This is a genomic window from Mycolicibacillus koreensis, from assembly GCF_002104795.1.
GTDB lineage: Bacteria > Actinomycetota > Actinomycetes > Mycobacteriales > Mycobacteriaceae > Mycobacterium > Mycobacterium koreense.
On the sequence record NZ_NCXO01000017.1, the window covers coordinates 14955 to 36179 of the forward strand.

Annotated in this window: 21 protein-coding genes; 9 read left to right on the top strand and 12 right to left on the bottom strand. The window is 65.8% G+C overall.

The annotated features are described in order from the left end of the window. Positions 1-60: 60 nt before the first annotated feature. The 4 genes from B8W67_RS09430 (at position 61) to B8W67_RS09445 (ending at position 3171) form a co-directional block, all read left to right on the top strand. Positions 61-987, top strand: a complete 927-nt coding sequence (locus B8W67_RS09430) for an SAM-dependent methyltransferase (protein WP_085303715.1) — start codon at positions 61-63, stop codon at positions 985-987. Continuing rightward, a complete protein-coding gene (locus B8W67_RS09435; RefSeq protein WP_085303661.1) occupies positions 984-1751 on the top strand; it encodes a class I SAM-dependent methyltransferase in 768 nt (255 codons plus the stop codon). Before B8W67_RS09430 ends, B8W67_RS09435 begins: the two co-directional genes overlap by 4 nt. 68 nt (positions 1752-1819) lie before the next feature. Then, positions 1820-2695 carry an oxidoreductase gene (locus B8W67_RS09440; RefSeq protein ID WP_085303663.1) on the top strand — a complete coding sequence of 292 codons (876 nt, stop codon included), beginning with the start codon at positions 1820-1822 and terminating at the stop codon, positions 2693-2695. Between the two features lie 107 nt (positions 2696-2802). Further along, the gene (locus tag B8W67_RS09445) at positions 2803-3171 is read left to right on the top strand and encodes a hypothetical protein (RefSeq protein WP_085303665.1); all 369 of its coding nucleotides are present in this window, start codon (positions 2803-2805) and stop codon (positions 3169-3171) included. On the opposite strand, the gene B8W67_RS09450 is transcribed toward B8W67_RS09445, so the two are convergent. Beyond that, positions 3168-4448, bottom strand: a complete 1281-nt coding sequence (locus B8W67_RS09450) for a phthiocerol/phthiodiolone dimycocerosyl transferase family protein (RefSeq protein ID WP_085303667.1) — start codon at positions 4446-4448, stop codon at positions 3168-3170. The genes B8W67_RS09445 and B8W67_RS09450 overlap by 4 nt on opposite strands. A 262-nt stretch (positions 4449-4710) precedes the next feature. On the opposite strand from B8W67_RS09450, the gene B8W67_RS09455 reads away from it, so the two are divergent. Beyond that, the gene (locus B8W67_RS09455; RefSeq protein WP_085303669.1) at positions 4711-6282 is read left to right on the top strand and encodes a flavin-containing monooxygenase; all 1572 of its coding nucleotides are present in this window, start codon (positions 4711-4713) and stop codon (positions 6280-6282) included. Between the two features lie 37 nt (positions 6283-6319). Here B8W67_RS09455 and B8W67_RS09460 read toward each other — a convergent pair whose 3' ends face one another. The 11 genes from B8W67_RS09460 to B8W67_RS09510 all read right to left on the bottom strand — a co-directional run bounded on the left by B8W67_RS09460 (position 6320) and on the right by B8W67_RS09510 (position 16877). Then, complete coding sequence (locus B8W67_RS09460) at positions 6320-7141, bottom strand: hypothetical protein (protein WP_133056088.1); 822 nt, start codon at positions 7139-7141, stop codon at positions 6320-6322. A gap of 16 nt (positions 7142-7157) precedes the next feature. Then, complete coding sequence (locus tag B8W67_RS09465; RefSeq protein ID WP_069391852.1) at positions 7158-8123, bottom strand: MlaD family protein; 966 nt, start codon at positions 8121-8123, stop codon at positions 7158-7160. Beyond that, positions 8120-9178 (bottom strand): MlaD family protein, encoded by a 1059-nt coding sequence (locus B8W67_RS09470; protein ID WP_085303671.1) that lies wholly within the window; start codon positions 9176-9178, stop codon positions 8120-8122. Before B8W67_RS09470 ends, B8W67_RS09465 begins: the two co-directional genes overlap by 4 nt. Further along, a complete protein-coding gene (locus B8W67_RS09475; RefSeq protein WP_085303673.1) occupies positions 9175-10356 on the bottom strand; it encodes an MCE family protein in 1182 nt (393 codons plus the stop codon). Before B8W67_RS09475 ends, B8W67_RS09470 begins: the two co-directional genes overlap by 4 nt. Position 10357: 1 nt before the next feature. After that, positions 10358-11380 carry an MlaD family protein gene (locus tag B8W67_RS09480; protein ID WP_085303717.1) on the bottom strand — a complete coding sequence of 341 codons (1023 nt, stop codon included), beginning with the start codon at positions 11378-11380 and terminating at the stop codon, positions 10358-10360. Next, positions 11377-12390: an MlaD family protein gene (locus B8W67_RS09485; protein WP_085303674.1), complete on the bottom strand. Its 1014-nt coding sequence runs from the start codon at positions 12388-12390 to the stop codon at positions 11377-11379. The genes B8W67_RS09480 and B8W67_RS09485 overlap by 4 nt, the downstream gene beginning before the upstream one ends. Beyond that, positions 12387-13418, bottom strand: coding sequence for an MlaD family protein (locus B8W67_RS09490; RefSeq protein ID WP_069391849.1), 1032 nt, complete (start codon positions 13416-13418; stop codon positions 12387-12389). The genes B8W67_RS09485 and B8W67_RS09490 overlap by 4 nt, the downstream gene beginning before the upstream one ends. 2 nt (positions 13419-13420) lie before the next feature. Next, positions 13421-14293 (bottom strand): MlaE family ABC transporter permease, encoded by an 873-nt coding sequence (locus B8W67_RS09495; RefSeq protein WP_085303676.1) that lies wholly within the window; start codon positions 14291-14293, stop codon positions 13421-13423. Next, positions 14293-15123: an MlaE family ABC transporter permease gene (locus B8W67_RS09500; RefSeq protein ID WP_109561758.1), complete on the bottom strand. Its 831-nt coding sequence runs from the start codon at positions 15121-15123 to the stop codon at positions 14293-14295. Before B8W67_RS09500 ends, B8W67_RS09495 begins: the two co-directional genes overlap by 1 nt. Before the next feature lie 450 nt (positions 15124-15573). Next, the gene (locus B8W67_RS09505) at positions 15574-16194 is read right to left on the bottom strand and encodes a TetR/AcrR family transcriptional regulator (protein WP_163797192.1); all 621 of its coding nucleotides are present in this window, start codon (positions 16192-16194) and stop codon (positions 15574-15576) included. After that, the gene (locus tag B8W67_RS09510; protein WP_163797189.1) at positions 16191-16877 is read right to left on the bottom strand and encodes a TetR/AcrR family transcriptional regulator; all 687 of its coding nucleotides are present in this window, start codon (positions 16875-16877) and stop codon (positions 16191-16193) included. Before B8W67_RS09510 ends, B8W67_RS09505 begins: the two co-directional genes overlap by 4 nt. Before the next feature lie 98 nt (positions 16878-16975). On the opposite strand from B8W67_RS09510, the gene B8W67_RS09515 reads away from it, so the two are divergent. From B8W67_RS09515 to B8W67_RS09530, 4 genes are all read left to right on the top strand, one after another. Beyond that, a complete protein-coding gene (locus B8W67_RS09515; protein ID WP_069391845.1) occupies positions 16976-18373 on the top strand; it encodes an ABC1 kinase family protein in 1398 nt (465 codons plus the stop codon). A 56-nt stretch (positions 18374-18429) separates the two neighbouring features. Then, positions 18430-19134 carry a TetR/AcrR family transcriptional regulator gene (locus tag B8W67_RS09520; protein ID WP_372507447.1) on the top strand — a complete coding sequence of 235 codons (705 nt, stop codon included), beginning with the start codon at positions 18430-18432 and terminating at the stop codon, positions 19132-19134. A gap of 226 nt (positions 19135-19360) precedes the next feature. Then, positions 19361-20260, top strand: a complete 900-nt coding sequence (locus B8W67_RS09525) for a metal-dependent hydrolase (RefSeq protein ID WP_084228660.1) — start codon at positions 19361-19363, stop codon at positions 20258-20260. 40 nt (positions 20261-20300) lie between these two features. Further along, positions 20301-21200: a metal-dependent hydrolase gene (locus B8W67_RS09530; protein WP_085303681.1), complete on the top strand. Its 900-nt coding sequence runs from the start codon at positions 20301-20303 to the stop codon at positions 21198-21200. The last annotated feature ends 25 nt before the right edge of the window (positions 21201-21225 follow it).

Here is a 21225-nt window from a genome sequence, read left to right on the forward strand (position 1 = left end):
GGGTACTAACTGTTACGGTAATGGGGTAGCGTGCCGAGCCCACTGGAGATCGGGGAGTCCATGACCGCCATCGTGCAGCCCTTTCACGACGAGTCGCCGGCGGCGCGGATGCGCCGATGGGTCGACGAATGGGGCCGGATGGCCAAGGTCGGGTTGAATCCGTCGTCCGGCCCGAAAACCGGTCAGATCTACGACATCATCGGGCCGCAGAACCTGTTCGGTGAGGAGTCGCTGTTCATCAACTTCGGCTACTGGGCCAACAACCCGGAGACCCTCGATGAGGCGAGCCGGGAACTCGCGCGCCTAGTGGCCCGTGCCGCGGAGTTCGGGCCGACCGACCTAGTGGTCGACTGCGGTCCCGGGTACGGAGACCAGGACATCTTGTGGGCCAAGGAATTCAAGCCCAAGCGCATCACCGGGGTAAACCTGGCGGCCGAGCAGATCGACATCGCGACCCGACGGGTGGCGGCGGCACGACTGGGCAAGCGGATCAGCTACGTCGAGGCCTCCGCGACCGAATTGCCGTTTGACGACGAGTCCTGCACCAAGGTGGTGGCCCTGGAGTCGGCATTTCACTTCCCATCCCGGGTCGAGTTCTTCGCTGAGGCGCTGCGGGTCCTCAAGCCGGGGGGTCGGCTGGTCACCGCCGACATTATCCCCAAACGCACCCCGTTGACCGCGTTGGCCCGGGCCGAAGTGGCGGCGCGAGGATGGCGCAAGGCGTCACGGGGTGCGGTGCGGCAGGCGGCCGACACGCGCGGATACCGTGACCTTCTTCGCGACATCGGCTTCCTCAACGCCCACGTGCAGCCGATCACCGCGGATGTGTATCCGCCGTTGGGTAAATTCCTGCGTCGCCGGCTTCGCGATCCCGACATGAATCACGTCAACCCGCTGTTGCGGTACACGTTCACGCCGTTGGGATTCCGGCTGGGAGCCCGGCACTCCGACTACGTGCTGGCCACCGCAGACAAGGGTGCCGCATGACAGCCGGGGTGGCGCCGGCGCCTGCCGATGAGCGGCTGATGGCACTGTTGGGTGAGCGGCACCGCGATCGGGCGGTGTTGTCGGACGTCGGTTATCTCGACACCCTCATCGACAACGCCCCGCCGGTGCGCACACTCACCCAACGGCTGATGCGCACCAGGTTCTACTCCGCGCAATACCAGATTCTCCGGCCTCTGGGTTTCCGGGTGGCCAGTGGACTCAAAGCGCCGGGGCGCGAGGGTGACCGCGTTCAGGTCGCCGACTGGCTCCAGTTGCGCGGCGACTCGACAGTCCTTGATATAGGTTGTGGCCCGGGAAATTTCACGGGGTGGTTCGGTGGTCGGGTGAGTCGCGGGTTGGCGGTGGGGGTGGATGCGTCCGAACCGATGCTGCGGCGAGCGGTCGCCGACAACTCCGGCCCGACCATCGCATATCTGCGCGGCGACGCCGAGAACCTGCCGTTCGCCGACGGTGTGGCCGACGCGGTGAGTTGCCTGGCGGCACTGTATCTGATCAACCGACCGTTTCAAGCGATCAGCGAGATGGCTCGGGTGCTCAAACCTGGGGGCCGTATGGTGCTGTTGACGACGTTACGCCCGGGCGGTGATAGCAGAGACCTGAGTGGCGCTGCGCTGGGAGCGGTGACCGGGATGCGCTGGTTTCACCGGGCGGAGATCACCGATTATGTCGGCGAACTCGGCTTTGTTGATGTCGTCCAACGCGTTGAAGGGGTGGCGCAGACGGTGATCGCCACCAAGCCGTAGGTTTGGGTCAGCGAGGGCGCGCGTCGAATGCGTGACCTGTTAGCACGAAACATGATGAGGTGAGGGCGATGGCTTGGCACCCGGGACAGATTCCGGATCAGACTGGACGGACGATCGTCGTGACCGGCGCCAACGGCGGTCTGGGCGAGGTTGCGACGCGGATACTGGCGGAGAAGGGCGCGCGCGTGGTGATGGCGTGTCGTAATCGCGAAAAAGCGCAGCAGGTCGCCGATACCATCCCCGGCGATGTCCAGGTCGCCGAACTGGATTTGTCCGACCTCGACTCCATCCGCGCGTTTGCCAAAGGTCAAACAGAGTGCGATGTCCTGATCAATAACGCCGGGCTGATGAACATCCCGTTCAGTCGCACCAAGGACGGGTTCGAGACGCAGTTCGGGGTGAACCACCTCGGGCACTTCGCCTTGACGGGTTTGCTGCTGGACAAGGTCAGCGACCGGGTGGTGACCTTGGCCAGCATCGCCCATCGTCAGACCCCGAAACTGTGGATCGATGACCTGAACTACGAAAACCGCCGCTACCAACGCAATTTGGCCTACGCGCAGTCCAAGCTGGCGAATCTCATGTTCGCCCGTGAATTGCAGCGACGATTGGAGGCCGCCGGATCGGAGAAACGGTCCTATGCGGTACATCCCGGCGTCTCGGGTACCGACCTGTTCACTCGGACCGAGACCGTCTTCGATCTTGTTGCCAAACAGGGGGCCCGGCTGGTGGGACACCCGCCGCAACAGGCGGCAGAGTCGATGCTGCTCGCGGCCACCGTTCCCGATGCCGATCCGACCCGTTACTGGGGACCCACCGGTTTTCTGCAGGCGCGCGGGCCGGTGCGGGCCGCGCCGTCGAGCCGGTTGTCGCGGGACCGTGAATTGTGGCGGCGGCTTTGGGAGGAGTCGGAACGAATGACCGGCGTGGTCTATTCGCTGTAGCGTCCTGGGAGAGCCCGCCCGAAGACGAATCGAGCATCCCCGCAGCCAGGCGTTTCGTGTTCTGACGGAGTCCGGCGATCCGGTGGGAGCTGGGAGGACCAAGGCCAATGCGTGGACGAATCGTGGTCAGTGGGCTGGTCGTGGCGGCAACCATGCTGTCGCCTGCGGCGGTTGCTGAAGCGCGGGACCCCGAGTGTGACGTCATACTGCCGGCGGCCGATCGGATCGAGCAGTCGCTGGATCTGCTGTCATTGGGTGCCGACATGCCGCCGAACGCCGGCAGCCGGATCCAGACCTCAGCGAGCCTGCTGTCCGGGTTGACCAGTCCGGCGGCGGTCGACCTGCGGTTGCGGGCCAGCACGGTGGCCGACCACGTCAACGGCACCAATCCTTACCGCGACGCGAGTTTGGCCGATGATCTGATGCTTGCTCGGCAGCAGTTGATCGCTAGCCGTCAGTCCTGCGCCGGCGGCTAACCCGAGCCGGTCGGACCGGCGCCCAGCAGCGTGGCCAGCGCGGCGCGAAGTTCCGCGGCGCGCGCTGGCGGCAACCCCAGCAGGGGATGCAGCACATCGATGCGCAGCCGGTCCTGCCAGCCGGTCACCACGTAGGTGAGGCTCTTGGTGATCTGGTTGGGGAAGGCAAACCGTAGATCGGTGATCTCGGTGCCGGGCGGGGTCGCCATTGCGGGCACCCGACCGATGTTGGTGATGAACGACATCGGCGGGGCCCCCAGCAACAGGTTCAGGTCGATCGGCCCGAGCAGGCTGCGGGCCGGGAGCGTGGCGCTGGTGCGTTCGGCGTTGATCCGGTCGACGACCGCGCGGCCTGCCTCGGCCGGCCGGGTGGGGGGATCGACGACGATCGCATCCGGAAGGACCGCGATGATATTGGTGCCGTCCAGCGGAGCCATCGGGGTGGGCAGGGCCGCGCGCAGGTCGACCGCCGAGGAAGTGAGCAGCAACTCCGGCCCGTCGCCGTCGATGAGGGAGCGTTCGGCGACCAGCGTCGTTCCGCTGAGCAAAGCGTGGACGGTAACCCCGTTCGACCGAGCGTCGTCGCGCAGCGTCGCGGTCTGCCTGGCGGTGAGCTCGAGGGTGAACTGGCCCTGGACTGACGTCGCCCCGGTCAGCGCCGACCGGGGCAGGTCGGTGAACGCCGCGACGTCGTAGGGGTCTGCCGGTTGCCCGGCCTGGTCGGCGCTGGAGTGAACCACCGCCTCCAGCGGGCGCGGAAACGCCCGGACGGGGCGGTCGACGTGTCGGCCCGCCAGCAGGTCGGTGTAGAGCGACCACAGTTCACCCAGCAACGCGAATCCGGCGCGGCCGTCGGCGATCGCATGATGCACGGTCAGACCGATCGCGGTGGCGTGGTCGTCGGTGACGATATCCAGCCGGGCCAGGTCACGCGTCTGATCCACCGGCTGGGACCAGCCGCTGAACCACTGTCGGGGATCGCCGGCGCCGACCGAGAACGGCAGGGCCCGTCGCCAGCCGCGACGCAGTACGAACTCCTGGCCCTCGACGCTGATCGACGCGAATAGCACCGGGTTGTGGTGGGCGAGCCTATCGAAGGCGCGCTGCATGACCGATGCGTCTAGCGCCCCGGTGACCAGGGCGTAGTAGGTGATGGCGGTGCCCGATATCGCGAACATCGTCTCGGTGCCGCCGAGTGGACGCTCGGTGCGGCCCGGGGTCGGCGCGCCGGTGTCGGCTCTGGCCGGCCGGAGCGGTGCGGCGGCGGTGTGACCCATAACTCTCCCGACTCGAGAAGCGAACAACATAGACCATACACACAGTACCAAGTACTGGCCGTATGGGCTATACCCTGTAGCCGCGGTGTCTGGTCCGGATTCGGGCCTTGCCGGGGCCACGGTAGGCGGTTACTATTCGGCGAGTATCCAATACAGCCAGTATTGGGTACTCGAAGTAGCATATTAATGTCGACCCGGTCGGTGCCACCCGAGTCCGCGCCGATCTCAATTCAGCCCCCCAACGAGAGGCGGACCCGCTGACATGGCTACCCCCACCGCACCGGCGGTACCGGACACCGACCGCAGCGGCGACACCGCTAGGCGGCCCATCGAGACCCGAGCGGTCATCATCGGTACCGGCTTCTCCGGCCTGGGCATGGCGATCGCCCTGCAGCGGCAGGGGGTTGACTTCGTGGTCTTGGAGAAGGCTGCCGACATCGGCGGCACCTGGCGGGACAACACCTATCCGGGGTGCGCCTGCGACGTTCCGGCCCACCTGTACTCGTTCTCCTTCGAGCCCAAGCCGGACTGGAAGCATCTGTGGTCCTATCAGCCGGAGATCTTCGACTACCTGCGCGCGGTGACCGACAAGTACGCCTTGCGGAAAAACATCGTTTTCAACGCGAAGGTAGAGCAGGCCCACTGGGACGACGAGGAGTTCCGCTGGCACGTGTTCACCGAGTCGGGCCAGGAATACATCACACAGTTCTTGATCTCCGGTGCAGGGGCGCTGCACATCCCGAGCATCCCCGAGATCGAGGGCGTCGAGCAGTTCTCCGGCGCTGCCTTCCATTCCGCGGAATGGAACCATGACGTCGACCTGACCGGAAAACGTGTCGCGGTGATCGGCACCGGTGCAAGCGCCATCCAGTTGGTGCCCGAGATCGTCGATACCGTCGGCGAATTGCAGTTGTACCAACGCACGCCGGCTTGGGTCTTGCCCCGCAACAACATCGCCTTTCCGGGGTTAGTCAAACGCGCCTTCTCCGGAATTCCGGGATTGCGCGCCGCGTTCCGCTCCGGTCTGTACTGGGGCGCCGAAGGTGGGGCCTATGCACTCAACCGGCGACCGGGACTGCTCAAAGCCGTTGAGATGCTCGGAAAGGCGTATATCCGACGGGAGATCTCCGATCCGGAGGTACGGCGTAAGCTGACCCCCGATTACCGCGCGGGCTGCAAGCGGCTGCTGGGTTCCAACGAGTACTACGGCGCGATCGAGAATCCCAAGACGGAACTGGTCAGCGAGGGCATCGCACGAGTGACCGACGACGCGATCATCACCGTTGACGGCCGGGAGCGGCCGGTGGACGTCATCATCTACGCGACCGGATTCCATGTCACCGACTCCTACCGCTACATCACGATGAAAGGCCGCGACGGGGAGGATCTCGGCGAGCGGTGGGACCGGGAAGGGATCGCCGCCCACCGCGGCATCACCGTGGCCGGGATGCCCAACGCCTTCTTCCTGTTGGGGCCCAACACCGGGCTGGGGCACACCTCGGTGGTGTTCATGATCGAATCGCAGATCCACTACGTGGCCGACGCCATCAAAGCCGCCGACCGGGTCGGCGTCGAGGCGATCGCGCCGCGCCGGGAGGCTCAGGACAAGTTCAACGCCGAACTGCAACGCAAGCTGCGCCATTCGGTGTGGAACACCGGGGGCTGCCAGAGTTGGTACATGGACGAGCACGGCAACAACCGCACGTTGTGGTCCGGTTTCACCTGGCGGTACTGGCTGGAAACCCGGGGGATCAAACCCGGCGAATACGAGTGGATCGATCCGGCCCGGGAGCGCCGCCGCCGGGCCGCTGTCACTGCGGCTGCCCGCCGGTAAGGACGACGCCCGGGCCGGACGCTCGCGGCCCGTTCTCTCAACGGCCGGGACCAGGCGAAGGGTGGGGCTTCGACGGGGAGGACGGATCGCCGGCCAGATCGGGCAGACCGGTGGCCCCGTCCTGGGCGGTGTGAGTGCCCGATTTCGGGCCGATGTCGGAAACCTGCCACGCGTCATCGACCCGGTTGACCGTGATCTGCAACAGGATCACCGACACCCGCGGCTCCGGGTTCTGCAGGTTGCGGGTGGTCTGGTACGCCGAGACGACGACCTCGTAGAGGTCACCGGAGTGCGCCGACGCGTCTGCGGCCACCACCTCACCGGTGGAGGACACCTGCGCCTGACGCATCACCCCGGTGAGGAACTCGGTGGCATCGACGAACTTCTGCTTCAACGTCGGGGACACATTCTCTTCGACCGCGTTGAAGAACTCCTCCGGGTTCTCGAAACTGTAGTCCAGCGAGCGCTGCGCGTAGTCGCGGGCCACCTCCAACACCGCGTCGCGGTCTGCTTCGCTCTGCTGTAGCCGGGCCAGCTCGTTGGCGGTGCTGCGGAATTTGACGATTCCCACCCCGGCGGCGGCGAGAATGGCGATCGCAACCAGGGCCGCCGCGGCGACCGCAGGCCGCCGCCACCACCGACCGCGGAATGTGCCGTTTTCGGACGTCCTCTCGACGTCTTCGGAGTCGTCGGTTTCGGCGTCGGTCTCGGCCGCGTCGGACCCGGCCGAGGCCCCGTCGTCGGCCTCCTCGGCCGCGGTAGCCGCCTCGGACGTCTCGGTGGCCTCGAGCGGCTCCGCGGCGCCGCCGTCGGGTTGGTCGGGGTCGTTGTCGTCCATCGCGTCGACCCTACCGCTCATCCCAACCTCCTCGTGCTCACGGCTGGTGCCACTCCGGTACTGACAGGTGCACCCGCAGACCGCCGGAGTCGTTGAACGTCGACTCCCAGAAATCGAGCCAATGCCCGGAATCGACCTTGACATCGCGCAACGGCGCGGTTACCGGCTGCAGCACCGTCGCGAACGTGCCCAGCGGGCCGGACAGATCCTCGAGATACTGGTCGATCTCGGTGACCAACTCGGCGACCGGTTGGTCGCTGCCCAAGCCTTGACCGACGTAGGAGATCTCTTCGAAGGAGTGGATCAGCCGGACGAACGCCGGGATGGCCGACGGCAGCGCGGTGCCGGTTCGGTTGAAGGCCTCCTTGACGTTCAGCTCGTCCATCCCGGTGGTCAGCGTCGACAGGTTGTCGAACATGGTGGCCAACTGCTCGCGGTCGTCGTGGACCATCCCGGCGAACAGCCCGGAGGTGGTGGCCAGCGCATCGAGAGTCTCGTCGTTGTCGGTCAGTGATGCCGCGACGTTGCTGACGATGGTGTGCAGGTCGTCGGGGTTGAGCGCGGTGAACAGCGCCTCCAGTTTGGCCAGCAGGGCGCTGACCGTGACGGTCGGCGCCACCCGGTCGGCGGGGATCACCACGCCATCCGTCAGGTACGGCGGGGCGATGACAGTGGGTGCGAAGTCGATGAACTGCTCGCCGGCCACCGAAAGGTTCTGCACGGTGATCGCGCTGTCGGCTGGGACAGGATGGTCGGCGTCCAAATCGATAGAGACGGCCAGGCCGTCGCCGCGGGTCCGGATGCCGGTGACCCGGCCGACCGCCACCCCACGCATGGTCACTTGCGAAGTCTGCAACAGCCCCCCGGAGGTGTCCAGCATCAACGTCACCCGGGTACGGGGTTGGGTCGGTTTGAGATCCAGCACGCCGATCGCCATATACCCGGTCCCGGTCAGCGCCATGGCGGCCAAAACCAGCAACGTGATGCCCGGACTGAATTTCACGGCATCAACCCCATCGTCTGCATCGCCCGGATCAGGTCGTCGGCGGAGGGGCTCGGGCTGATCCCGAAGGACCCGTCGGGCGCATGGATGTCGGAGACGGTGTACTTCGGTCCGCCGTTGCCGAAGAACGGGATCAGCTTGTCGCGGACCAGACCGACCAGCTTGTCGGCGACCACCGGAATGGTGGTGTCGGCGGTGCCGACGGTCGCGACCAACGGGGAGATGTAGGACAGCATCTGCATCAGGTCGGGCATGATCGGGTTGAGCAGTTCGCCGCCGTAGTCACCGATCCCGCGGGCGTCGACGACGAGTTGAACCACGCTGAGGATCACTGCGGAGAGCCCTTCGAGTTTGGCCGGCCCCTCGGTGACCAGGCGGTCGAAGGTGGTGGTGTTGGAGGTCAAGCTGTTGCTGATGTTCTCCATGCTGCTCAACATGTCGTTGATCGTTACCTGGTTGGCCGCCAGGTCGCTGAGGACCCCGCTGAGCTTGTCTTTGACCCGGACCAGCTCGCCGGAGTCCTTCGGAAAGGCCCGGTTGAGATCGAGGACGCTTTGCTGCAGGGTGCCGATCGCGCCGCCTGCGACGAGGTTCGACGCCGAGCGCAGCGCGTCCTCGACGTTATCGGCGGGAACCGTGTTCTTCAGCGGGACCAGGTCTCCGGCCCGCAGCATGGTGGGGGCGGCCTCGTCTGGCGGGAACAAGGCGATGTAGATGTCGCCGAGGATGGTGGCTTGGCGCAGTTCCGCCCGGATGTTCTGGGGCAATTCGATGTCGCCGGAGATGTCCACGAAGGCCACCGCGGTGTCGTCGATGAGCTCCACCCGGTCGAGCACGCCGATCTGTACGCCGCCGGATTCGACCTTCGCGCGCGCCGGCAGGTTCAACACGCTGGAGAACTCGATTCCGACGGTGTACTTGTCGGTCGGCTGAAATGCTCCGGGCACCGGCAGCCGGGTGGGATCGAGTGAACAGGCGGGGGCCAGCCCGACCAGCAGGGCGCCCAGCAGCGCACCTGCGACCCGCGCGGCGGAATGTTTGGAAAATCGTGTCATGGTGAAAGCGCCGCCCCCATGATGAGATCGGTCAAGCCGAGGGTTACCGGATCCGACGCGGTGCCCGGGGCGCACGCACTGTCGCTGCCGGGCACGTTGCGGGACTGCAGGTTGCTGCAGATGGCGCTGGCCTGCGACGGTGAGATCGCGACTCGCGGCGGGATGTAGGTGATGTTGTGGGTGCCCCAGGCCGGCTCGTAGATATCGGCCAGCCAGTTCGTCATCTGCGGCAGGGTGCCGATAAAGCTGACGATGTGCGGTGTATAGGCGTTGAGCAGGTCCCTGATCCAGGGCACCAGTTTGCCGCTGATGTTGTGGTAGACGCGCGGCGCGTACCGGTCCAGCGCCTCCAGCAGGATCGGCAGCAGGTGGTTGAGATGCTCCAAGGCCGACGCGAAGTTGTCCGACAGGCCGGTGATCAGGTCGGTGGTATCCGGCAGCGTCTGCACCAGCGTGGTGAAGGTGTCCCAGTGGTTCAGCCACCCGGAGGTCAGCACCTGAGCGTTCTCGAACAGCCGGCGGTAGTCGGCATCGGCGCGATAGGGGTCGCCGAGCATGGTGGCCAGATCCCGCAGCGTCTGGTTGAGCATCGGTCCGGTGTCGTCCAGCGAGCGGCTGGCCGCAGACAGGGTGTCGTTGAGAGCTTTGACCCCGGGGGCCTGCCCGGGGTCCTGTCCCGGTTCGGTGGCGAGCAGTTCATCGCTGAGTTTGCCTAGTGCGGAAAAGGTTTCACTGACGCCGATCGGGGTCTTGGTGGATTCCAGGCCGATGCAATGGTCCTCGGAGAACGTGGGCCCGCCGTCGTAGGGTTTGGTGAGCTCGACGTGCCGGTCGGTGACGATTGACTGAGAGTAGGTGACCGCACCGACGTCGGCCGGCAGCTCCACGTCGTTGGTGATGGTGAAATCGACGCGGACGTGGTCGGGTTCGTTCGTGACCGCGGTGACCTCGCCCACCTCGATCCCTAGCATCTTCACCAGGTTCCCGGGGTAGAGCCCTACCGCGTCGGTGAATTCCGCGCACAGTGACCGGTGGTCGCTGAAATAGGGAAGGGCAGCCTTCGCGCCGATCACCCCCACCGTCACCAGTGCCGCTGCCAGGGTCACCGCCAACGCGGTGGCGGCGCGAGCCCCCAGTCGTCGGCGTCCAGATGCGAAAATTTTTGGGATACGGATCATTTCAGCACTGCTTCATGATGTTAGGAAGGCATAGATCCTGTCCGGGCACCAGGAAATTTCCCTCATCGACGGTGATGCCGTTGCCGCTGAGCATCGGCCAGACGATCTCCAGGATCTGACCCAAGTTGATCGCGGCCTTACCGAGCCGGTCCGGGTGTGCGACCAGGGTGTCGATGATGTCGTCGATTCCGTTGACGATCGGACGGACCTCGCGACCGTAGAACACCATCAAGCGGTCGACGATGCGGGCCAACTCGCTCAGGCCGGTGAAATACTCGACGATGTCGACTGCCTTCGCGGTGTAAGTTTCACCGAGGCTGGCAAGGTTCTCGGTCAGCGACACCAGCTGGTCCCGGTTGCCCAGCAACGCCTCGAACGTGTTGTTGGTGAAGGTCAGACCTCGGCGAAAATCGTCGGTCACCTGGCTCAACGAGTCGGTCAGCAGGTGCGCGGAGGTCAACACGTCCCGCAGTGAATCGGGGTAGCGGTTGGCCGCGTTGGCGACCTCGGTGAATGTCCGGTGGATGACGGTGCCGTCGACCTCTTCGATGATCGGCGCCGCGGTCTGGATGATGTCGCTGATCTCGAACGGGGTGCTGCTCTGCCGAGCCGGGAGGATGTCGCGCCCCAGCGGACGGTCGCCCTTGGGGTCCAGCGCGACGTAGTGACCGCCGAGCGGGGTGAGCATCTTGATGTCGAGGGTGGATTCCGAGCCGATGAACACCGACTGTTGGACCTCGAACGTCATCGCCACTTCGGTCCGGTCGAGTCGGACGCCGGTGACCTTGCCGATCTTCACTCCGGCGATGCGGACCTCATCGCCGGGCCGGACACCGCCGGAGGTGCTCAAATGCGCCGTATAGCCGTGTTTGCCGAGCGGGTTGATGTAGGCCAGGCCGGTGACCGCCAGAGCCGCCACGATCACGGCCAGGGCGATGACGCCGTTGCGGCGGCTGCGGTGGGCGACCGCCCGTTCACTGTGCCGGCCGGGCTGATCGGTTCGGGTTCGCCTGCGTAGCGTCATGGCCGGCACACCACCAGATTCTGGTGGGCGAACGAGACCTGGCCGATCCCCGGCAAGCTCACCTCGCCGCGCGAGCATTCGAACGCCGGTCTGGCCGGCTTGTCATCGACCAGCGAATCGCGCATGCCTTGAATGAGGGACGGCACCAGCGACAGGCCGGCGACGATGGTGGGGGTCTGCGGCCACATCCGGCCCAGCAGGTCATAGAGCGGGGTTGTGGTGCCGTCAAAAATCCGTTCGATGTACTGCAGAAGTTTGACGGCGCTGCGGAACGTGGGCAATTCGCGGTCGATGGATTCGTTGAACTCCGCGGCCTTGGAGTTGAACGTGCCCAATACCTCGTTGAGTTGGGTGATCAGGGCGAACAGTTGCTGGGATTTGCCGCCGAGATCGCGGGAGACCGCGGCGAGGTTGGCGATCAGCACCTTCAGCACGCTCTGCCGGTCGACAGCGAGGGTGGACAGCTTGTCGAGGTCGCGCAGAAACGGTCCGATCCCGGTTTCGTCTCCCTGAATGATGCGCAGCAGGTTCTCACCGAACTGATTGAACTGAGCCGGGTCGAGGGTTTCGAAGATCGGCCGGAAGCCGTTGAACAGTTTGGTGACGTCAAACGACGGGATCGTGTGCTGTAGACCGATGGTGCTGTTCGCCGCCAGCCGCGGTCCCGGCGCGGCCGGCTGGACGAGTTCGACGTAGCGCTGCCCGAGCAGGTTCTGGTAGCGCACCGCGGCGTCGGTGTTCTCATACAGCGGGCGGTCTTTGAGCACCGCGATGCCGACCTGAGCCTTGCGGCCGTCGAGCCGGATCGTGTCGACCTTGCCGACCTGCACCCCGGAGATGCGTACGTCGTCACCGGGGAACAAACCGGAGACGTCGGAGAACGTGGCGGTGTACCGGTGGAGGGCACCGGAGACCGGGTCGCGCAGGGTGTTGAGGACGATCACCGCGCACAGCGCGCTGACGGTGGTGAAGACCGTCAGCCACAGCACGGCGTTGGAAACACTTCTCATCGGCCCTCCCGGGGGGCTTCCGGCAGCGCCGAGGCAAGTCCGGGTGCGGTGTCCATGATGAGCTCGATCTGCATGCGAACCCGATCGTTTTGGAACGGGAATGCCGCGCTGGTCCGGTCGATCAGGCCGGAGAGCCGGTCATAGGCCGGCGCCAGGCTGCCGAACAGATACATCGACGGCACCGCCAGGTTCATGATCGAGGTGATCACCGGGGTCAGCCAGGGTAGGTGTCTGGCGATCAACTCGCCGACACCGCTGAGCAACTGGCCGATCTCGCCGAGGACCCGGGTGGTCCGTTGCGGCCCATCGGGTTCGCTCAAGAATTTCAACCCGTCGAGCAGGTCGTTGAGCAGACTGACCAACGGGACGAAATCGTTGAGGCCGTCGACCAACCCGGCCAGTACCGCCAACGTCTCGGAGAATGGCACGGTCTGCGAGTCTGCCAAGATGCGGGCGAAGTCGATGATCGACCGCGCCACCGGCTCGGTCAGGTCGGTGTGGCGTTTGAACACCGCCAGGATGTGGTTGACCTCCGGCGAGTCGAAGATCTTCCCGATCTTCTGGCCCTGGCGCAGCAACCCGGTGATGGAGGCGGCCTCGGTGCCGGTCTCCATCACCAGCGTCTGGCCGGGCCGCAGTGCTTCGCCGTCACCGCTGCTGACCAATTCGACCGCGGCGCTGCCGAACACGTTCGACGAGGTGAACTGGGCTCGGGTGTCGGTGGTCAAGACGTGCGCTTGACGCGGGTCGAGTTCCACCAGCATCCGCTGCTGGTTGTAGCCGGTCGACTCCAGCGATTTGACGGTGCCGATCGGCAGGCCCCGAAACTTCACCTCGGCACCCGGCGCCAGACCTTCGCCGATGGTGTCCGCAACGACGGTCAGCGTGAATTTGTTGTCGAAACGGCCGATCGCCATCTGGTAGAGCAGTCCGGCCACGAGGGTGATCGCCACCGCGACGATCAGGCCTTTGACCCGCATGGCCGGGCGGCTGGCGCCGCGGCCGTCGACATCGAGTAGTGGTGGCATAGCTATCCTGAAATCTGGATTCCCGGGTTGTCGCCCCAGAACAGCAGCGTCAACACCATGTCGCTGAGCACGATCGCGATCAGGCTGGCGCGGATCGCCCGGCCCGAGGCCTGACCGACCCCTTCCGGCCCGCCGCTGGCGTAGTAGCCCTGATAGCCGTGGATCGCGATGATCAGCGTGACGAAGACGACCGCTTTCACGAGCGAGAACGCCACGTCGGACGGCTGGATGAACGAGTCGAAATAGTGGTAGTAGGTGCCCGAGGATTGCCCGTGCACGACGTTGACGACGAGGGCACAGGACAAGTAGCTCAACACCAAGGTCAACAGGTACAGCGGAATGATGGTGATCATCCCGGCCAGCACCCGGGTCGTCACCACGAACGGGATGGACGGGATCGCCTGCGCCTCGAGAGCGTCGATCTCCTCGCCGATCCGCATCGCACCGATCTCGGCGGTCATCCGGGTGCCGGCCTGGGCCGCGAAGCCGATGGCGGCGATCATCGGCGCCATCTCCCGGGTATTGGCGTAGGCGGAGATGAAGCCGGTCAACGGCCCCATCCCGACCATGTCCAGCGCCGAATAGCCCTCGATCCCCACCGACCCTCCCACGGCCGCGCCGAGGAACACCAGCACCCCGATGGTTCCGCCGCCCACGATCAGCGCGCCGTTCCCCCACACCATGTCGACCAATTGCAGGCCGGTCTGTCGGCGGTAGCGGACGACCGTTCGCGGTATCGAGCCGAGCACCTGGGTGAAGAAACTCAGCTGATGCCCGAGCCGCTCGAGGACCGTGCCGCCGCCGGCAGCCACCGTCCACGGGAGGCGGAGCGGAGCCGGCAGGCCTTGCGGCAGGTACCGGGACGGGGTGGCCATCAGCCCACCCTCGTCGGCATGAACATGGTGACCAACTGGGTGACGACCACATTGATCAGGAACACCGCGACCACCCCGATGACGACGGCCGCGTTGACCGCGTCGGCGACTCCGCGCGCCCCGCCGCTCGCTTCCAGGCCGCGCTGGCAGGCCACCAAGATCACCACCAGCCCGAACAGCCAGGTCTTCAACAGCGCCACCAGGACGTCGGTGATGCTGGAGAACGAGGCGAACGATGCGATGTAGCTGCCCGGGGTGCCGGACTGGAAGCCCACGTTGATCAGGTAGCCGGCGCTCAGGCCCATGAAGATGATGAAGAAGCACAGCACGGGCGCCACGAAAACGATCGCGGCCAGCCGTGGCGTCACCAACCGTTGCACCGGATGGATTCCCATCACTTCCAGCGCGGCGACCTCCTCGCGGATGGTGCGGGCACCCAGGTCGGTGGTGACCGCCGACCCCGCCGCACCGCCGAGCAGCAGTGCGGCCACCATCGGCGCACCCTGCCGAATCACCCCTAGACCGCCGGCGGCGCCCGAAATCGAACTGGCGCCGACCTGTTGGATGAGGCTGCCCACTTGGACGGCGACGATGACGCCGAACGGGATCGAGACCAGCAACGCCGGGATCGCGGTGACGCTGACGATGAACCAGGCCTGATTGATGGTGTCCCGCCAGGGGTGGCGCAGCCGGATCAAGTCGCGGATCAAGAAGGTGATCGCCTGGGCGGCCAGCTCCATGAAACGGCCCAGGGTCTGCAGTGACGAGTCGGTGCGGTCGGCCAGCGCCGTCACCGGCCGACCGAGTAGGCCGCCGAGTTGTGTGCGCATCGACCGGCGGGTCGGTGCCGGATTCGCGGTCGCCCCGGGCGCGTGGGGCTCGGCAGACGATGTCTGGTTGTCCGCTTCATCGGGCAGCGTCGCGGTCTCGACGGCCTCCGAGTAGGCGCCGATTCCGGCGTCGGTGCCCACCGAGCCGGTGTCCACCGCAGCGCGCGTTCCCGGAGTCAACGGCGGGGTTCTCCTTGCGTCAGTGTGGCACGGTCTCGCAGTTCGGTCGACGTTGACCACGACTTTGCGAGACTATTAGTACTGGGTACTGAACGTATGGGATAGCCAGTATGGGGGAGGCTGCGGGCGTCGTCAAGGGGTTCGCCGGAGTCTGTCGTCAGCGGCGCGGCGGTCATCGGCGAACCCCCTTCGCTCGCATCAAAATTAGGTGACTGATACATCACTCCGGGCGAGTAAAGCACACCATCGAGGGCGGTGTCGGCGGATCGCTCAGAGTGTCTTTTCGGCCGGCACCCGGCCCAGGCCGGCACGTACCAATTCGCGGATCTGGGTGATGACGTGTTCGGGGCCACCCGGCGGCGGCGGCCCTCCTTGGGCGGGCAGCAGCAAGGTCAGGCTCATCGTCACGGCGAGTTCGCCGAGCACCTGACTGTCCATGCCGGGACGCAGATAGCCGGCCTCGATGCCGTGGTCGATCTGCCGTTGCACCGAGGTCGCGAACGACTGGTAGATGTCGAACAGCCGGTGGGTGAGCTGTTCATCGACCGCGCCGGCGTCGAACACGATCAGCGAGACGAGTTTGTTGTCGGTGACCGACAGCGAGTGCAAAGCGCGCATCGGCCCCGTCATCGCGTCGAGAAACTCCTCCATGGTGTCGGCGAGCTGGTCGGGCGGCGACAGTTCGGGGGCGCGTTCCTGCAGGCCGAGATCGATTGCAGCGTCCAGGATCTCCCGCTTGTTGGCAAAATAGTTGTAGAACGAGCCGTGGCCCAGCCCTGCCGCCGCGACAATGTCGGCCACCGACGTGTTTCGGTAGCCGCGGTCGGCGAACACGTTGAAAGCCGCCCGCGTCAGCTGGGCGCGCCGGTCCGGGGAACTCTGGGTGGTCACCGCGATCCGTCCTCGACGAAAAACGCGTGCCGGGCGAAATCGATGACCGCGTCGCGATAACGGGCCCGGGTGGCGGGGTCGCGCTGCCCCATCACCTCCCGCAACCCGCCCGGAAGCAGCAGTTTGGTGGCCAGCACGCCGCATACCTCCGGGTCGGCGCCGTGCCGCAGCAGTCCGGCGTCCTGCGCCTGTTCGAACAGGCCCGCTGCGATGCGTGCGACGGTCGCCTCCAGACCGAGGATGCGAAGTTTGAGTTCCTCATCGATCGCGCTGGCCTCGACCAGGACCAAGGAGAGCAGTTGGGGCTGGCGGTCCAACGCGGCATCCACCGCCGTGAGCACCGCATCGGCGCGGTCGAGGAACTCGTCGGGCCGGGTGGGCGGTGTCGCGGTGAGCAACTCCGGTTGTGCCGCGCTCATCAACTCCTCCACCGAATGGTCGAAGACGAGGTCTAGCAACTCCCGCTTGCTGCCGATGTAGCGGTAAATGGTGCCCTGGCCGATCCCCGCATGTCGGGCGATGTCGGAGACCGTCGTCGCCTCGTAGCCCTTTTCGGCGAAGACGGCCAGGGCCGAGGCGATGATCTGGGCGCGCCGGTCCTCGCGCAGGTTCTCCACCGGGGGCCGGCCCCGCCGCCGGGTGGGGCGCGGGTCGGCGTCCACGTCGGCGGGTCGCACTGCCATGAAACCTCCCGGGAGCGACAATTGGTTGCAGACTGTCCCCGATTTCGCGGACTGATGTGTCATGCCGATCGTACATTTCGATCGTAGGATGTGTCGCTATGTCGAATTCCCGGGACTCCGAGGCGCTAACCACCTCACGATTGGCGCGCGGGGCGCGGCTGGGCGGGCTAGCTGCCAAGCAGACGTTGCGGCGGGTCACCGTCAAAGCCGGTTCGATCGTGGTCACCGAGAGCCGCCGCGAGCGGATGCTGGACCGGGCCAACGAACGGCTCGCCCGTGATTTCGTCGCCGTCCTGGGCAACATGCGTGGGGCGGCGATGAAGATCGGCCAGTTACTGTCCGTGATCGACCTCGGCATCGTCGATGAGGCGTCGCGGGAACACTTCCGGCTGCAGCTGTCGAAGCTGCAAGGCTCGATCAACGCGATGCCTTTCGACACGATGCGTCCGGTGATCGAGTCCGAGCTCGGCGCACCCGTCGAGACCCTGTTCGGAGCGTTTGACACCGAGGCGTTCGCCGCGGCCTCCATCGGTCAGGTGTACCGCGCGCGCACCCTCGACGGCCGCGACGTGGCGGTCAAAGTTCAGTACCCGGGGGTTCGCACCGCGGTGGCCGCAGACTTGAAAAACTTGGCTTTGTTTCTGCGGATGATGAAGACCACGCTGCCCACCGTGGCCGCCCGGGAGTTCCTCGACGAGATCACCCACGAACTCTCCCGGGAGTTGGACTACCGGCAGGAATTGATCAGCCAGGCGCGGGTCGCCGAGAGGTACACGGATCATCCGTTCATCCATGTTCCGGCCCCGATTCCCGAACTCAGTTCCGACTCGGTGTTAACCACCGAATACGTCCCGGGGATGCGGGCCGGGGAGGTGGCTGAACTTCCCGCCGCGCAGCGCGACCGGATCGGCGAGGTCATTTACCGGTTCTATCTGGGGTCGCTGTACCGGGACTGCGAGTTCAACGGTGATGCGCACCCGGGCAACTTCCTGTACTGCCCGGACGGCCGGGTCGCGTTTCTCGACTTCGGCATGTACAAACACATGGATCCGGACGCGGTGGATTTCGAACGCCGCATCGGGCGACGCTGCGTCGCCGGCGACGGCGAGGGGTTGCGCACGATCATGGAGGAGTACGGCGTGCTGCGGCCGGACTCCGCGGTGTCCGCGCAGGACTGCCTGGACTACACACTGGACGCCGCCGGCTGGAATTTCGTCGACGATTACGTCGCGGTGCGCTCGATCGACGTCAGCGCGGCGCTGCTCGGCGTGATCGATCCGACAGCGGACACCTTTCAAACCATGCGCAATGAACGGCTACCACCGGAGCACCTGTTCTCCCGGCGGTTGGATTTCCTGGTGTTCGGCACCCTCAGCCAGATCGGCGCCGGCAACAACTGGTTTCGCATCGCTGCGGAATGGCTTCTCGATGCCGAGCCGGTCACCGAACTCGGACGCATCGACGCGGCGTGGCGTCAGGGCAAGCCACAACCCTGAGAATTCGGTACGGCGAACCGACCGTGTCGTCGGAGCGTTGGACTAGGCTGGGGCGCGTGTCAACCGATGTGGTTCCCGGCCGCGGGCGATTGCCGGCGTTGACCGGTGACGCCCGCGTTGACCGGTGGCGCGAGCACCGCGCCGCGGTGCGCGCGGAGCTGATCGAGGCGACGCTCCGGGCGATCGAGGAGTACGGGCCGGAACTCTCTATCGACGATGTCGTCAAGACGGCCGGCGTGCCGCGCCCCAAACTCTACCGCTTCTTCGAAGACAAGGACGCCCTGTTCGCCGCCGTCGCCGAACACGTTCAGGAGTTGATCCTGCAGCGGGTGGTGCCGCAGTTCGACCTCACCGCGACGGGACGGCAGATGGTGTATTCGGCGCTGGCCGCCTACATCAACCTGGTCGACGAACGGCCCAACGTGTTCCGCTTTCTGGTCGGCTCGCACTTTCGGTCCGGGCGCTCCGCCGCGGAGTTGATCGACAGCGGCCGCCCGCTCTCCGACGCGATGTCCGCGGTCTGGTCGGCGCTGCTCGCCGCCCGCGGGGGGGACGGCGCCGATGTGGAGTATGTCGTGGACGCCAGTGTGGGTGCGGTGGCGCTCGGCGTGCTGCGCTGGTTGAACACCCCGACGATCAGCAAGGAGCGCCTGGTCGAGGAGTTGACCGTCTTCCTGTGGGGCGCGATGGCTGCCGGCGCCGAGGCGCGCGGGGTGATCCTCGATCCCGAGCAGCAACTGCTCGACACCGACCCGCGCTGACCGCGGTTCGCGGTCGCTGACGCGCGACCATTTCCTACCGAATCCCGGCGTTCTCCCGCCCGTGCCCTTGACAGAGTGACGTATCAGTCACATTATTTGTGACATGTCAGTCGAATTATTCACCGACGTCGCGGATGCGGGGTTGTGCGGCGACAGCCGGGGCGCTACCGTCATTACTCAAGACATCGAGTACTAGGTACTGTTCGTTCGAGAGAGGCGCAGGGGCATGGCTGGTGGAACGTCGAAAACGGGGTCGCTCGCCGCGGCCGGCGGGGTGATCGAGAAGTCCGTCTACCCGGCGACCCGACGAGTCCGGTTCCGTTTCGGGGAGAACCGGGACTACGGCAAATACTTCGTGAACAACGACATCGTCTTCAGCCACTTCGTGGCCGGGCTCTCGGCGGGTTTCCCGCCCGGAGAGGAGGCGTTCATCCGGTCGGTGCGACGCTTCGCCGACCAGATCACCGACCCGGTGCTCAAAAAACGGGTGGCCGGGTTCATCGGCCAGGAGGCCATGCACGGCCAACAGCACCGCGAACTCAACAGCCGACTCTCCGATCTCGGCTTCCTGGTGGACTGGTATGACTCCGAATCGGTGATCGCGCGGCAGAAGCGCTTCGAAGACCGAATCTCCGGGCACGTGCACCTGGCGATGACGGCGGCCGCCGAACACTACACCGCGGTGCTGGCCGAACGGGTGCTCTCCAGCGACGAGATCCAGGCCATCCCAGGCGAACCGGAGATGTGGAACCTGCTGAACTGGCACGCTTTCGAGGAACTCGAACACAAGTCGGTGGCGTTCGATGTCTACCGCGCGGTGGGCGGTTCCGAGCGGGTCCGGATCACGGTGATGGCCGCCCTGCTCGCTCTGACCGGGCCGGTGGTCTTGGGGACCCTGCTGGTGGCCCTGGCCCGTGACCCGATCGCCCGCCGCCAGCCGTTGCGGCTGGTGCGCGAAGCGTATGGGTTGTTCCGCGGACCGGTATTCCGCGGCCTGGGACGCGAACTCGCCAAGTACCTCAAGCCGGGCTTCCATCCCGACCACATCGACACCACCGCGTTGCTGGAGCGCTGGCAGACCGAGCTCTTCGGCGCCGACGGCGTCCTGCTGGACCGGTTGAAATGACCCAAAAAAGCCCTATCCAAATGTCGAAGGAGAGACTGCAATGGTAGCCAACCCAGTCGCGCCGGCAACGGCCAACGGCAAGGTGCCGGTGAGCGCGTACCCGAAGGTGCGCCGGATGCGCTTCCGCTTCGGGGATCCGCAACCGATGAACCATCACTTCGTGGAGGGCGATATCGTCTACAGCCATCTGGTGGCCGTGCTCTCCGCCGCATTCCCGCCCGGCGAAGAGTCGTTCATCCGATCGGTGCGGCGCTTCGCCGACCGGGTGACCGACCCGGTGCTGAAGAAGCGGGTCGCCGGCTTCATCGGCCAGGAGGCGGTACACGGCCAAGAGCACCGGCGGCTCAACGAGAAGCTCGTCGCGATGGGCTACCCGTTCGTCCGGCTGTTCATGTTCAGCCCGCAGAGTCGTCGCGAGCGGTGGGTGCGGCGTCTGGAGAACACCGTGCCCGCCTACGCGCATCTGGCAATGACCGCTGCCGCCGAGCATTACACCGCGACGCTCGCCGAGCGGGTCCTCACTCGCGAGGAGATTCAGCAGATCCCCGGCGACCCGGAGGTCATGCACTTGCTGAACTGGCACGCCACCGAAGAATTGGAGCACAAGTCGGTCGCCTTCGACGTCTACCGTGCCGTCGGTGGGCCTGAGTGGATCCGGATCGGGGTGATGGCGCTGATGTATGCCTTCACCATCCCGGTCGTCGTGATCGGCGTGCTGATGTCGATCGCCACCGACCCGCGCGGATGGCGCCCGTTCAAACTGATCCGGCAGACCTACGACATTTTCCGCGGTCCGCTGGTCAAAGGTTTGATGGGCGAGTTGGCGGTGTACATGAGGCGCGGATTCCACCCGGACGACATCGACACCGAGCAGATCGTCCAAACATGGCAGCAGGAACTTTTCGGCGCCGACGGCGCACTTCGCGAGCAAATGAAATAGGTGAGGGGCAGGACCGTTGACGACA